Raw genomic sequence first — 14,041 nt, 5'->3', positions numbered from 1 at the left:
GTTCTCTGTCGGCGGACGCCGATACCGTGAAGGACATGACAGCCCGAGGTTTCCGACCGCGCATCGACGATGCCGACCGGGTCCTCGCTCTCGACCCGGCGCAGCAGGAGGTCCTCGAGCTCCCCGACGGTGTGTCGGCTGCGGTGCTCGGCGCGCCGGGCACCGGCAAGACCTCCGTTCTCGTGGAGGCGATGGCCGAGCGCGTGCACGAGCGCGGCTACGAGGCTTCCGAGGTGCTGGCGCTGAGCGCGTCGCGGGCCTCGGCGACGGCCCTGCGCGACGGCATCGCGCTGCGGCTGGGCGTGCCCACGCCCGGCCCGCTGGCGCGCACGGTCACGTCGCTCGCGTTCCAGCTGGTGGGCGAGCAGGCGAAGCGGAACGGCTGGGAGCCGCCGCGACTGCTGACCGGAGGCGACCAGGACCAGATCATCGCCGAGCTGCTGAGCGGGCACCTCGAAGACGGCACAGGGCCGGTCTGGCCGGCCTCGCTCGGCCCCGAGGTGCGCATCCTGCGCGGCTTCCGAACCGAGCTCCGCGAACTCATCGGCCGTTGCGCGGAGCGCGGCGTGTCGCCGGCGCGCCTGGCCGAGCTCGGCGCCATCACCGGGCGAGACGAGTGGCGGGCGGCCTCCCGGTTCATCGCCGAATACCAGACGGTGCTCGACAGCTTCCGGGGCGGCTACGTCGACTCCGCGGAGCTGATCGCCTCCGCCGTGCCGGTCGTGCGCGGGGGCAGCTCGCTCGACGGGTTGCGTGCACTTTTCGTCGACGATCTCCAGGAGGCCACGGTCGCCACGATCGCGCTCCTGCGGGCCGTCGCCGCTCGCGGCATCGCGGTGATCGCGTTCGGCGACCCCGACGTCGCCTCCACCACTTTCCGCGGAGCGGAGGTGTCCGCCCTCGGCCAGCTCGGCACACGCCTCGGCGTGCCCGTCACCCGCGTCGTGCTGGGCACCGCCCATCGGCAGACACCCGTGCTGCGCCAGCTGACCTCCCGCGTCACCGACCGCATCGGCGCCGCGGCGGCGGGTGTGCACCGGGTCGCGGCGCCTGCGCGGCAGCCGGCGGAGGACGCCGGACCCGAGGTCGTCGTCGTGCGCGCGTCGTCCGCGCCCGCCGAGGCGGCCCGCCTGGCCCGTCTGCTGCGCGAGCGCCGGCTCATCGACGGCGTGCCGTGGAGCAGCATGGCCGTCGTCGTGCGGTCGGGCGCGCACATTCCCGGCCTCGCTCGATCGCTGGCCGTCGCCGAGGTCCCGACGACCACCAGCATCGCGGGCCGGCCGCTGCGCGACGATTACGCGGCGCGCCAGCTCGTCACGATCGCGGGTGTCGCGCTGGGCGCCGAGCCGCTGACTCCGGAGGTCGCGACCGAGCTGCTGCTCGGTCCGTTCGGCGGGCTCGACGCGGTCAGCCTGCGGCGGCTGCGCCTCGCGCTGCGCCAGGAGGAGCTCGCCGGCGATGGCAACCGGCCGGGCGACGACCTCCTGGTGGAGGCTCTCGCCACTCCCGCCCACTTCGCGACCATCGACTCGTCGCCCGCCCGGCGCGCGACGCGGCTCGCCGAGACGCTGCGCGGCTGCCGAGAGAAGGCCGCGGCCGGGGCGACGGTCGAGGAGCTGCTCTGGCACGCCTGGGAGCGCAGCGGCCTCTCCGCGCGCTGGCTGGAGCAGTCGGAGCGCTCGGGCATCGTCGCAGACGAGGCCGACCGGCACCTCGACGGCGTCGTGGCGCTGTTCACCGCCGCCCGGCGCTTCGTCGAACGGTCGCCCGAGCGGCCCGCCGCCGACTTCGTCATCGAGCTGCTCGGCGCCGAGGTGCCGGAGGACACGCTCGCAGCGCGCACCACCGGCGACGCCGTCCTCGTCTGCACGCCGAGTGCCACGGTGGGTCGCGAGTTCGAGGTGGTCGCGGTCGCCGGCCTCCAGGAGAGCGTGTGGCCCAACCTGCGGCTGCGCGGTTCGCTCCTGCACCCGCAGGAGCTCGACGACGCCCTCGCCGGGCGCGTCCCTGAGAGCGCCGACGAGCGAGCGGAGGTGCTCGGAGACGAGCTGCGGATGTTCGCCCTCGCCGTCTCCCGTGCGCGCAGGCAGGTGCTGCTGACCGCGACCGCCAACGACGACGAGCAGCCGTCGCCGTTCCTGCGGCTGGCCGCCGAGCTCGCCGTCGACGACGACGACCCCGGCATCCACCCGCTCTCGCTGCGCGGCATGGTCGGCCGGTTGCGCCGCCGGCTGGTGACGACCGGGTCGCCCGACGCCGCCGACGCCCTGGCGCGCCTGGCGGACGCCGGTGTCGAGGGCGCGGATCCCGCAGACTGGTACGGGCTCGTGGAGCCGTCGACGACCGAGCCGCTGGTGGACCTCGACGACGCCGAGGCCGTGGTGAAGGTGTCTCCGTCGCGCCTCGGCACGTTCGAGAAGTCGCCGTTGGTGTGGTTCGTCGATGAGATGGCCGCGTCGCCGAGCGGGCTTGCGGCCGGCATCGGAACGGTGGTGCACGCCGTGCTGGAGGAGGCGAGCGCGGCGGGCGACGACAGCGTCGAGACCGACGTGGACGCGCTGTGGGCCGGCATCGAGCGTCGCTGGACCCAGCTGCAGTTCGAGTCGCCGTGGATCGAGGAGCGCGAACGCCGCCGCACGCGTGGACTGGTCGCGGGCGTCTCGGAGTACCTGCGTGACTTCCGGCGCGCCGGAGGCCGTCTGCTCGGCTCCGAGGGCGCCTTCGAGCTCGACCTCGGGCGCGCGCGGATCAGCGGCAAGATCGACCGGGTCGAGGAGACACCCGACGGCGCCGTCGTGATCGTCGACCTGAAGACGGGCAGGAGCGTTCCGAGTGCCGCCGAGACGGCCTCCCACGCCCAGCTCGGCGCGTACCAGCTCGCATTGGAGCACGGCGCCGTCGAGGCCGGCGAGCGGCCTCCCGGAGGCGCCAAGCTGCTCTTCGTCGCCAAAGGCGTCCGCGGCAAGGCTTACCGGGAGGTCGTGCAGGAACGCGTCGACGAGGAGGCGCTGCGCCGGTTGGAGGAGCGCGTCGCCGCCGCCGCGGAGGGCATGGCCGGCGCGACCTTCGCGGGCGTGGTCGACCTCGGCGACCGGGACCCGCACGCCGCGTACGGGTATCGCATCCACCTGGTTCCGGCGGTCAGCGCGTGAAAGGGCGGCAGCGCCTGAAGGGGCGGCAGAAGTGAACGACGACGGACTCCTCGACCTCGCCGACGAGCAGCCGGGCCTCGACCTCGTCGAGCTGGCGTTCGCCGCGGCCTCCACCGAGCCGGAGCCCGCCCGCCCGGCCCGACGGCTGAGTGCGGCGGAGATCGCCGAGGCGCTGGGCCTTCCGCGCCCCACTCCGCAGCAGGAGGCGGTGATCGAGGCTCCGCTCGCGCCCGCGATCGTGGTCGCAGGCGCCGGCAGCGGCAAGACCGAGACGATGGCGAACCGGGTGGTCTGGCTGCTCGCCAACGGGCTCGTGCAGGTGCCGGAGATCCTCGGGCTGACGTTCACGCGCAAGGCGGCGGGAGAGCTCGCCGAGCGCGTGCGGCGCCGCATCGAGCAGCTCGCCGCCTCAGGGCTCACCGATGTGGTCTTCGATCCGTTCGACGCCCCTGAGATCGCCACCTACAACGCCTTCGCCAACGCCATCTTCCGCGAGAACGCGCTGCTCATCGGGCGCGAGCCCGAGTCGGCCGTGCTGAGCGAGGCGTCGGCCTGGCAGCTGGCACGCCGCACGGTCGTCGCGAGCTCGGACGACCGGCTGGTCGAACTCGACAAGAGCGTCGACGCGGTCACCACCGCAGTGCTCGAGCTCAGCAGGGCACTGAGCGAGAACGTGGCCGACGCGCGCGACGTGCACCGCATGGTCGAGGGCTTCGGCCGGCTGCTCGAACTCCCGACCGGCAGCGGCCGGGTGAAAGACGCGTACGCCTCGGTGCGGACGGCCGTCGCAGCGGTGGGCTCCCTGCCTCCGCTGCTCGACCTCGCCGAGCGGTTCGCAGACGAAAAGCGCCGCCGCGGGTTCGTCGAGTACTCCGACCAGGTCGCCCTCGCGCTGTCGGTCTGCGAGCGGATCCCGTCCGTTGTCGACGACTACCGCCGCCGATATCGCGTCGTGCTCCTCGACGAGTACCAAGACACCTCGGTCGTGCAGACCCGCCTCCTCGCCGCGCTGTTCGCGGGGCAGGCCGTGATGGCTGTCGGCGACCCGCACCAGTCGATCTACGGCTGGCGCGGTGCGAGCGCCGCCAACCTCGGCCGGTTCCCCCTTGACTTCGCCGGCAGCAGAGACGGTGCGGCGTCCTACGCGCTGAGCACCAGCTGGCGCAATCCGACGCGCGTGCTCGACGCTGCGAACGCGCTCGTCGCGCCGCTCTCGGCCGGATCGCCGGTGCACGTCGAACTGCTGCAGCCGCGCCCGGGCGCGGTCGCCGGAGAGCTCGACCACGTCTTCGAGCAGACCGTCGAGGACGAGGCCGCGGCGATCGCCGAATGGCTGCGCGCCGGGCTGACCCAGCGCGATGGCACCGGTTTGCCGCCGTCCGCCGCCCTTCTCTGCCGGTCGATCAAGAAGATCGACGCGTTCACCGGCGCGCTCGCCGAGCGGGGCGTCCCGTACCACGTGCTCGGTCTCGGCGGCCTCCTGGAGCAGCCGGTGGTCGCCGACCTGGTGAGCGCACTGCGGGTCATGCACGACCCGACGGCCGGCTCCGAGCTGATCCGGCTGCTGACCGGGGCGCGCTGGCGGGTGGGCCCGCGCGACATCGCTGCACTGCGCCGGGTCGCGAGCTGGCTCGCGGCCCGCGACCATCGCTTCCAGACCCTCGACCCGGAGGTCCGCGAACGACTGCGGGGCTCGGTGGTGGCGGAGGAATCGGCCTCCCTGGTCGACGCGCTCGATTTCGTCGTCGAGGCGCCGGACGGTCACGGTCAGCTGTCGGCGTTCAGCGCCGTGGGGCTGGAGCGCCTGCGCGCGGCGGGGCGGCAGCTCGACCAGCTGCGTTCGCGGGCGGGTCTCGACCTCCTCGACCTGGTCACGCTCGTGCAGCAGGAGCTGCGGCTCGACATCGAGGTGGCGGCGAACGAGTCGGCGCAGCTCGGCCAGGCCTCCCTCGACGCCTTCGCGGAGCAGGTCGCCTCTTACCTCGCCAGCGACGACCGCGCGACGCTGGGCTCCTTTCTCGCCTGGCTGGCCGAGGCCGAACAGCGCGACAACCTCGCGCCGCGCAGCGACGACGCCGAGCCGGGCACGGTGCAGATCCTCACGATCCACGGTGCCAAGGGCCTCGAGTGGGACATCGTCGCAGTGCCGCGACTGGTCGACGGCGAGCTGCCGGGGCCGCCGCAGAGCAAGCGCGGCTGGCTGACGTTCGGCCAGCTGCCCAACGAGTTCCGTGGCGACTCGGCTGAGCTGCCCGTGCTGCCGTGGCGCACTGCGGAGGATCAGAAGCAGGTCGACGAGGCGATCTCCACGTTCGAGGCCGCCAACGTCAGCCGTCACCTCGACGAGCAGCGGCGCCTGATCTACGTAGCCGTGACGCGGGCGCGCGAGAGCCTCCTGCTGAGCGGCTCGTACTGGTCGACGCAGTCGCGCCCGCGTGGTCCTGGCGCGTATCTGCTCGAACTGCAGCAGGCGGGGCTCCTGCCCGCCGACGCGTTCCCGCCCTGCGACGAGCCCGACGAGAACCCGCTCGCGCCTGAGTCGCGCGCAGTGCTGTGGCCGCTCGACCCGCTCGGCCCGCGACGCAACCGGGTGGAGGCCGCGGCGGAGGCCGTGCGCTCCGCCCGGGAGCGGGGCCCGGGCGACGGAGGGGTGTACGCCCTGGATGTCGACCTGCTGCTGGCCGAGCGTGCCCGCCGCGAGGCCGAAGACGGGCTCGTCGAGCTGCCGACGCGCATCCCGGCGTCGCGGTTCAAGGACTTCGTGAGCGATCCGGCCGGTGTGGCGGCGCAGTTGCGGCGACCGATGCCCGAGCGGCCCTATCGGCAGACCCGGCTCGGCACGCTGTTCCACCGCTGGGTGGAGGAGCGCTATGGCGTCCCCGGGGGTGCGTCTGATGAGCTCGACTCGGCAGCGACCGAGCTGGACGACCCGGCGGGCGAGTTGCTCGGCGCCGAGGCGCTGACGGAGCTGCAGGCGACGTTCGCGTCGAGCGAGTGGGCCTCCAAGGCGCCGCAGGAGGTCGAGCTGGAGATTCATGTGACGCTGGCCGGACAGGTCGTGGTGTGCAAGCTCGACGCCGTGTACGCGGTGGAGGGCGACGGCGAGCACGACGTCCAGATCGTGGACTGGAAGACCGGCAAGGCGCCGCGGGACGACGACGACCTGGAACGCAAACAGCTCCAGCTCGCGCTGTACCGTCTCGCGTACGCCCGCCACACGGGCATCGATCCCGCCCGGATCGACGCGGTCTTCTACTTCGTGGCCGACGACCGCGTCATCCGCCCGCGCCGCCTGTACTCGGAGTCCGAGCTCGCGGACCTGTGGTCGTCCGCGACCCGCTGACGCGCCCCGCGCTCGCGGCCGCCCCTCGACTGCGAGAAGGGGATGGAGTCAGCCGGCCTGGGAGTCGTCGACCGGGCGCATGCCTCCCGGACGGACGGAGGCGCGGTCGCCGGGGGTCCGGTCGAGCATGGCCTCCACGTCGTCGATCGCCATGATCGGGCCGGTCGCGGTCGACAGCGGCGTGACCGCGTTGCTGTGGACGCGGTCCACCAGCCCGTCGAGCATCTGCACCGCGTCGTCGACGATGCTCTGATCGCGGAGTTCGCGACCGTGCAGCAGCCAGCGGGCGACCTCCAGCTCGGCATACAGCATCGCGCGTTGCGTGAACTGGCGGTCGGTGGCGACCTGACGAGTGGAGGCGTACGCGATGAGCGCGCCGTCGGTGGCCTCGGGGTTCATCGCCAGCAGCCAGTGCAGGTCACGGGCCGGGTCGCCGACCCGTAGCGCGGACCAGCCGAGGACGGCGCCGACCGTCTCGCCGTCGACGAGGAACGAGTCCGCCGACAGAGCGCCGTTGATGACCGTGGGCTGGAACTGCCAGATCGAGTGGTCCGCGACGGCGTCGCGCCAGCGCTCGCGCAGAGCGGCCGGCAGCTTGCCGGTCGAAGCGGCCGACTCGATGAGCGCCGCGGTCGAGGACAGGCACTCGGCGGCCGAGAGCACAGGGAGGCCGGCCTCGCCCACGAAGCTGGTGGGGAGCGTGTGGATGGCCGCGATGGCGTGGCCGATCGACCCGGCCAGTCCGTCTCCGGGTGGGACGTCCTCCACCGCGATGTGCTCGCCGGGGAGGAAGTCGTAGACGATCGCGCGGGTGCCGCCGACCGGCGTCTGGCCGAGGTAGGTGGGAACGTCGAACGGCAGCCGGCTGCGGATGCCGGTCGTGAGCGCGCGCAGAGCGACCAGGTCGGAGCTCTGCTCCGTCTCGGCAGCCTGCGTGAGCGGGACACGCACGATGCGGGCGCTTCCGTCGGCGGCGGTGAGCACGGCGGAGTCGAACTCGCCCGCTCCGTCTGCGGAGTGGCGCCGGGTTCCGGTGACGGTGAGGTCGGGCACGGCCGAGCTGGCCAGCGCGGCTAGAGTGAGAGGGGATCTGGCCATGGACCTAGGCTAAATGGACTTCCGCGCGTGGGCAGTTCCGCCACGCCTTGCACCTCCGCTCCGTCCCCGAAGGGATCTCGATGTCGCCCGCTCCGACGTCCGCGCTGCCGCTCGCCGCACTCCCGCTCTCGCGCCACGCGGTCGACCGCGATCACGCCGCCCGTTCCCGGCCCGCGCTGTTCGACGAGCTGTGGCAGGAGCCGACGACGCGCATCCTCGCGCTGTGGAAGGGCCGCGCCCTGCTGACGCCCGAAAGCGTTCCCGCCGCGACTCCCTCGGCCGACGGCTGGAGCGCCCCGGACGCCGGCCCCGCCGCCCTCGACCTCCTGCCGGTCGAGCGGGTGACCGCTGCCCTCCTTCGCGTCTACCTCGGTCGCACGCTGGTCGACGCGCCGGGGGAGGCCGCCGGGTCCGCCATCGTGCTCGAAGTGCTCACCGACGCCGCCGCGGCTGAACTGGAGCCGGACGAAGCGCGCTGGGGCAACCTCCGCACCGTGGCCACGGCCCTCAGCGACCGCGACGCCGGTCTCTTCACCGAGGCGCTCGCGATCGCGAACTGGCACGCCTCGCACACCCACTGCCCGCGCTGCGGCACTCCCACGGTCGTCGAGCAGGCGGGATGGGTGCGGCGCTGCTTCGAAGACGGCTCCGAAGTGTTCCCGCGCACCGATCCTGCAGTCATCGTCACGGTCCTCGACGCCGACGACCGGCTGCTGCTCGGTTCGAACGCGATGTGGGAGCACTCCCGCTACTCGCTGCTCGCGGGTTTCGTGGAGCCGGGAGAGTCGTTCGAGTCCGCCGTCGAGCGCGAGATCTTCGAGGAGGCAGGTGTGCGGGTCGTCGATGCCCGTTACAAGGGGTCGCAACCGTGGCCGTTCCCGGCCTCCGTCATGGTCGGGATGTCCGCCCGACTGGCCGATGACCAGCCCGCGGCCGCGTTGACGCCCGACGGCGAGGAGATCCTCGACCTGCGCTGGTTCAGTCGTGGCGAATTGTGGGAGGCGCGCGAGCAGGTCATCCTGCCCGGGCGGTCGTCGATCGCGCGCGCCCTCATCGAAGACTGGTACGGCGGTTCGCTCGACGAGCCGCCGGTCGCTCCGTGAGCGCTGACCGCTCCGCGACCGCGGAGCCGGGCGGTTCCGGTCCCGAGGCGCTGCTGGCCGGTCTCGACGCGCAGCAGCGGGTGGCCGCCGAGGCGCTCTTCGGCCCGGTGTGCGTGCTCGCCGGCGCCGGCACGGGCAAGACGCGGGCGATCACGCACCGGATCGCCTACGGCGTCGCCTCCGGCGCCTTCACGCCGAACCGGGTGATGGCGCTGACCTTCACCAACCGTGCGGCGGCGGAGTTGCGCGGACGCCTGCGGCAGCTCGGGGCGGGAGGCGTCTCTGCCCGGACGTTCCACTCGGCCGCGCTGGCGCAGCTCAACTACTTCTGGCCGCACGTCGTCGGCGGCCAGCTCCCGAGTGTGCTCGACGGCAAGGGCCGCGTGCTCGGCCACGCCGCCGAGAAGCTGGGACTGCGGGTGGACACCGCGACCCTGCGTGACGTCGCGGCCGAGATCGAGTGGCGTAAAGTCTCCGGCCTCGGCCTGGACGAGTACGCAGCCGCACTGGCCTCCCGCCCGCTGCCGGGCGCGCTCACTGTGGAGAAGCTCGTCGACGTCCACCGCACCTACGAGGAGCTCAAGGACGAACGCAAGCAGATCGACTTCGAGGACGTACTGCTCGTGTGCGCCGGCATGATCGAGACCGAGCCGTCGGTGGCGATGCAGGTGCGCGAGCAGTACCGCTACTTCGTCGTCGACGAGTACCAGGACGTCTCGCCATTGCAGCATCAGCTGCTCGGGCTCTGGCTCGGCACCCGCCGCGATCTCTGCGTGGTGGGCGACGCGAGCCAGACGATCTACTCCTTCGCGGGTGCGCGCAGCGAGTATCTGCTCGATTTCGAACGCGAGCACCCCGGCTCGACCGTCGTTCGGCTGGAACAGAACTACCGTTCGGCTCCGCCGGTCATCGACACTGCGAACCGCCTGATGCGGGGGCGGTCGGGGGCACTGACCCTGCACGCGGTCCACGAGACGCGCCCGGGTGACGAGGTGCCGCCTCCCCAGGCCTTCGAGGACGACCGCGCGGAGGCGCGCGCCGTCGCCGAGCGGATCGCGCAAGAGCTTGCGGCCGGCGCCAAACCGGAGAGCATCGCGGTGCTCTACCGCGTCAATGTGCAGGCCGCGGCCCTCGAGCAGGCGCTCGGCGACCTCGGCATCAGCTATCAGCTGCGCGGCTCGAAGCGCTTCTTCGACCTCCCGGAGGTGCGCCAGGCGGTCATGACACTGCGCGCCGCGAGCGTGGCCGCGACCGCCGAGCCGCTGTTCAAGTCGGTGAGCGACGTGCTGCGCACGCTCGGTTGGTCTGTGCGGCCCCCTGAGGGACGGGGCGCCGTGCGCGAGCGCTGGGAGTCGCTCAACGCGATCATGGGCCTCGTCGACGAGATGCCCGAGGGCGCGACCTTCCGGCGGTTCACCGACGAGCTGCTTGCGCGGCAGGCCGGCCAGCATGAGCCGACGCTGTCGGCCGTCACGCTCGCGACACTGCACGCGGCCAAGGGGCTGGAGTGGGATTCGGTTCACCTCGTGGGTCTCTCGGAGGGCCTCGTGCCGATCAGCTACGCGACGACGTTCGAGCAGGTCGACGAGGAGCGCCGGTTGCTCTACGTGGGGATCACGCGCGCGCGTCATCGGCTTCGGCTGAGCTGGGCGCAGCGCGGCAACCAGCCGGGCCGGCCGATGTCGCGTCAGCCGTCGCGGTTCCTCGCCGAGCTGGCGGCTCCGCGTGCGTCGACGCGAGCGGCAGCGTCAGGGGAGTGAGGCACCCGCACTCGGGATGCGGGTCGTAGCCGAACTCCGTCCACCGGGCGGTGGCGGCGTCATAGCGGGAGGCCGTCGCCGTGGTGCTCGACGAGAGACTCTGAGGCGTCCGCGGACGGGCGACGAGCGCGGAGAGCACGGCGGACGCCGCGACGGAGGCCACAGCCCCGCACACGAGCTCCGACTCGCCGGGCGCCGGACGCGTGTGCAGCTGCGCCGCGAGGGCCGGCCACGCCGGGTCGGTATCGCGCCGGTGCAGGTCGAGGCAGCGTAGGCACGCCGTCTCGCCGGGCCGTACCAGCGGGCCGACGGTGGCGCCCGCGTCGCCGAAGACGACGGCGAGGTGCGGGATGTCGCGACGCAGCCACCGCTGATGGCGGTGCGGCGCGACCGCGAACGACGCGACCACGATCGCTGCCGCAGCGCTGTCGACCGCGGGGTCGTCTGCTGCGAGGCCGCTGCGGGCGTCGATTCCAGCCTCCCGCAGTAGGGTGAGGATGCGCGCCGCCGTCGGGCCGGCGCCGTCGAGCACGACGATCGCCTCGCGAGCGGCGGCATCACGATCGCCCGCGGCCTGCGTCAGAACCGGCGCCAGCTGTTCGAGGAGGGCGTCGGCTCTGCCGGGATCGGCGCCCGCGCTGCGCGCGATGAGCCGGAGGGCGCCGAGCGCGACGCCTCCGGCCAGGGCGGAGACCATCCGTTCGCCGGCGGCGTCGAGCGGATCCAGCACGAGGCGCGGACGCTCCACGCCGAACTGGAGGGCGTGCGGCGAGCGCCACACGCGGGGGACTGCGGGATCGAGCTGGTAGACCATCCGGCCATCCTGCCGGGAGCAGGGCACCCGTTCCGAGTTATCCACAGACGAGGGCGATGAAGGCGCCTCGTCCACAGGCGACCGAGGAGACGGCCCCTGCTCAGTCCTCGGTCGGTCGCTCCCCGTCGCCCCGGAGCAGGTCCTCGAGCGCCTGGTCGAACTCGTCGCGCTCCGGCTCCTGCCCGGAGGCCGCGGCGGTGAGCCGGGCCACCAACGCGGACGGGTCGTCGAGATCCGCCGCCTGGGGGAGGAGGTCGGGGTGCGACCACAGGTGATCGCGGGCCTCCTGGCCGACGGCGTCGGTGACGGCCTGCCACATCGCGGCGGCGTCGCGGAGCCGGCGCGGACGCAGCTCGAGTCCGACGAGGGTGGCGAACGCCGACTCGGCCGGGCCTCCCGCAGCACGCCGCCGCCGTACGGTCTCGGCGATCGCGTCGGCCTTGGGGAGCAGCCGGGTGGCGCCGGCGGTGACGACGTCTACCCAACCCTCGACGAGCGCGAGCACGGTCTCCAAGCGCCCGAGGGCCTCCTGCTGCTCCTCCGTCTTGGGCGGGATGAGCGCGCCGGACACCATCGCCTCGCGCAACTCCTCCGGGTTGGCCGGGTCGAAGCTCTCCGCCAGCGACTCCAGGCGGTCGGTGTCGATCGTGATGCCGCGGGCGAACGCCGTGATCTGCGTGATGAGCTGCAGGCGCAGCCACTTGGCGTGCCGGAACAGGCGCGCGTGGGCGAGCTCCCGGACGGCCAGGTACAGCTGCACCTGGTCGAGTGGGATGTCGAGCCCGTCGCCGAACTCGGCCACGTTCTGGGGGATGAGGGCCGCCGCGCCGTCGGCGAGCAGCGGGATGCCGATGTCGCCTCCCGAGACGACCTCCTTCGACAGCTGCCCGACGACCTGGCCCAGTTGCATGGCGAACAGGGCGCCGCCGACCGATCGCATGACCTGGCCGGCGTTCTGGATCATGCCCTGCATCTCTTCCGGCGCCTGCTCGGTGAGCACCCGGGTGAGCGCGTCGGAGATGCTGAGGGCGACCGGCTCGGCCAGCTGGGTCCACAGCGGCATCGTCTGACGCGCCCATTCGGCGCGCCCGATCAGTTCGGGCGGCGTCGACAGCCCGGCGACGGTCGTCGCCTGGTCGAGCCAGAGAGCCGCGACATTGAAAGCCTGGTCGAGCGCCGAGCGCTCGGCCGGGGTGACCGCGTGCGCGCCCTCGCCGGCGAGCGTGCGCGCCTGCTGCGACGCCAGATCCCAGTTGATGCCGCCTCCGGGGTTCATGAGGGCGTTCTGAAGCTGGCCGAGCAGCTGCTGGATGGCGGCCGGATCGTTGGGGAGGCCCGCGGCACCGGCGAGCTGGCTCGGGTCGATCGAGGAGTCGCCCGACAGGAACTCGCGGAGCATGTCCCGGAACTCGTCGTCCGGTTCCTTGTTCGGATCGTCGGCCATGGTGCGCCCCTCGTCTCGAATGGTTTCCGCCGTTGATTACGGCTTTCCAGGCTTGGGATCTACGCTAGCCCGTGATCGTCGTGAGCCGGGTGAGAATCGGCTCGGGCTGCGCCGTGTGCTGTGCGCCCGTGGCGAACACGACCGAAGGGACTGCACGTGACGCTGTTCACCGACGACCACTCCGAGCCGCCGGCCGAACGCGAGCGGGTGGCTCCCTCCCGCCGGGTCGTCGCGGGCTGGGTCGCGGTCGGCGTCGCCGTGGTGCTCGCGCTCGTCCTCGCGCTCGTTCCCGCACCGTTCGTGATCGAGCAGCCGGGGCCCGTTTACAACACACTGGGCACAGATCAGGCGGTCGGGTCGGAGCCGTCCGCCGACGCCAAGCAGCTGATCACCATCCCCGCCCAGACCACGTACCCCACGTCGGGGTCGCTCGACCTCCTGACCGTGTCGGTCGTAGGCAATCCCGACCAGCGCCCGAGCTGGTTCGACATCATCCGCGCCTGGTTCGACCCGAGCCGCGCGGTGCAGCCGATCGACGCCGTCTTCCCTCCCGGTACGACGACCGAGCAGTCCAACGCCGCGAACGCCGCCCTCATGGTCGACTCGCAGCAGGACGCCATCGCCGCGGCGCTCAACGAGCTGGGATATCAGTTCCCGCAGAACGTCGAGGTCAAGCAGCTCATCCCGAACTCGCCGGCGGCGAAGGTCCTGAAGACCGGGGACGAGATCGCGAGTGTGAACGGCAAGGCAGTCACCAGCATCGCCGAGCTCCGCAGGGCGGTGTCGGCGAACGGAACGGGCAACGCCGCCCAGCTCGGTATCGTGCGCGACGGCGCCGCCTCGACCGTCGCGATCACGCCGGAGGAGACGCGGGGCCAGGTCGTCCTGGGCATCGGCGCGGGGATGGACTACAAGTTCCCGTTCGACGTGAACATCCAGCTGAACAACGTCGGAGGTCCGAGCGCGGGCCAGATGTTCGCCCTCGGGATCATCGACAAGCTGACCCCGGACAAGCTCAACGGCGGCAAGAAGGTCGCCGGCACCGGAACCATCGACAACGCCGGGACGATCGGCGCGATCGGCGGCATCCGCCAGAAGATGTTCGCGGCGCGAGACACCGGGGGCGCGAGCTACTTCCTCGCGCCCGCCTCGAACTGCGACGAGGTCACCGGCCACATCCCGTCGGGTCTGCACGTCTTCGCCGTGAAGACGCTCGCCGACTCGCTCGCCGTGCTGAAGGCCGTCAGCAGCGGGGCCGGCACGTCCGGCCTCCCGACCTGCCCGGCGTCCTGACCGGCAGCTTTCCGGTCCGGGGCCGTTCACCCGG

The 14,041-nt window shown here is 72.6% G+C and carries 7 protein-coding genes and 1 pseudogene; 5 read left to right on the top strand and 3 right to left on the bottom strand.

The genetic code is table 11. The features are described from left to right. The first annotated feature begins 35 nt into the window (after nt 1-35). Nucleotides 36-3,152, top strand: a complete 3,117-nt coding sequence (locus AC0HS0_RS14695) for an ATP-dependent helicase (RefSeq protein ID WP_472964786.1) — start codon at nt 36-38, stop codon at nt 3,150-3,152. A 31-nt stretch (nt 3,153-3,183) separates the two neighbouring features. Then, nucleotides 3,184-6,495 carry an ATP-dependent DNA helicase gene (locus tag AC0HS0_RS14690; RefSeq protein ID WP_472964784.1) on the top strand — a complete coding sequence of 1,104 codons (3,312 nt, stop codon included), beginning with the start codon at nt 3,184-3,186 and terminating at the stop codon, nt 6,493-6,495. Between the two features lie 48 nt (nt 6,496-6,543). Here the strand turns inward: AC0HS0_RS14690 and AC0HS0_RS14685 are convergent, their stop codons facing one another. Next, nucleotides 6,544-7,593, bottom strand: a complete 1,050-nt coding sequence (locus AC0HS0_RS14685) for a phosphotransferase (protein ID WP_472964782.1) — start codon at nt 7,591-7,593, stop codon at nt 6,544-6,546. Between the two features lie 80 nt (nt 7,594-7,673). Here AC0HS0_RS14685 and nudC point away from each other — a divergent pair, with 80 nt between their 5' ends. Both nudC and AC0HS0_RS14675 read left to right on the top strand, forming a co-directional pair. Then, nucleotides 7,674-8,696 carry an NAD(+) diphosphatase gene (nudC, locus tag AC0HS0_RS14680; protein WP_472964781.1) on the top strand — a complete coding sequence of 341 codons (1,023 nt, stop codon included), beginning with the start codon at nt 7,674-7,676 and terminating at the stop codon, nt 8,694-8,696. Then, nucleotides 8,693-10,456 (top strand): ATP-dependent helicase, encoded by a 1,764-nt coding sequence (locus tag AC0HS0_RS14675; protein ID WP_472964780.1) that lies wholly within the window; start codon nt 8,693-8,695, stop codon nt 10,454-10,456. The genes nudC and AC0HS0_RS14675 overlap by 4 nt, the downstream gene beginning before the upstream one ends. A gap of 7 nt (nt 10,457-10,463) precedes the next feature. On the opposite strand, the pseudogene AC0HS0_RS14670 reads toward AC0HS0_RS14675, so the two are convergent. Continuing rightward, nucleotides 10,464-11,153: pseudogene (locus AC0HS0_RS14670) on the bottom strand (TOMM precursor leader peptide-binding protein); the annotation flags it as partial. 217 nt (nt 11,154-11,370) lie between these two features. Continuing rightward, nucleotides 11,371-12,714, bottom strand: coding sequence for a zinc-dependent metalloprotease (locus AC0HS0_RS14665; protein WP_472964779.1), 1,344 nt, complete (start codon nt 12,712-12,714; stop codon nt 11,371-11,373). Nucleotides 12,715-12,870: 156 nt separating this feature from the next. Here AC0HS0_RS14665 and AC0HS0_RS14660 point away from each other — a divergent pair, with 156 nt between their 5' ends. Next, nucleotides 12,871-14,007, top strand: coding sequence for a YlbL family protein (locus AC0HS0_RS14660; protein ID WP_472964778.1), 1,137 nt, complete (start codon nt 12,871-12,873; stop codon nt 14,005-14,007). The last annotated feature ends 34 nt before the right edge of the window (nt 14,008-14,041 follow it).

The sequence above is a fragment of the Leifsonia sp. PARNA 1/14 genome, assembly GCF_055720965.1.
Note: the sequence above shows the minus strand (reverse complement) of the source record. Positions and strands in the feature narration are given on the sequence as shown.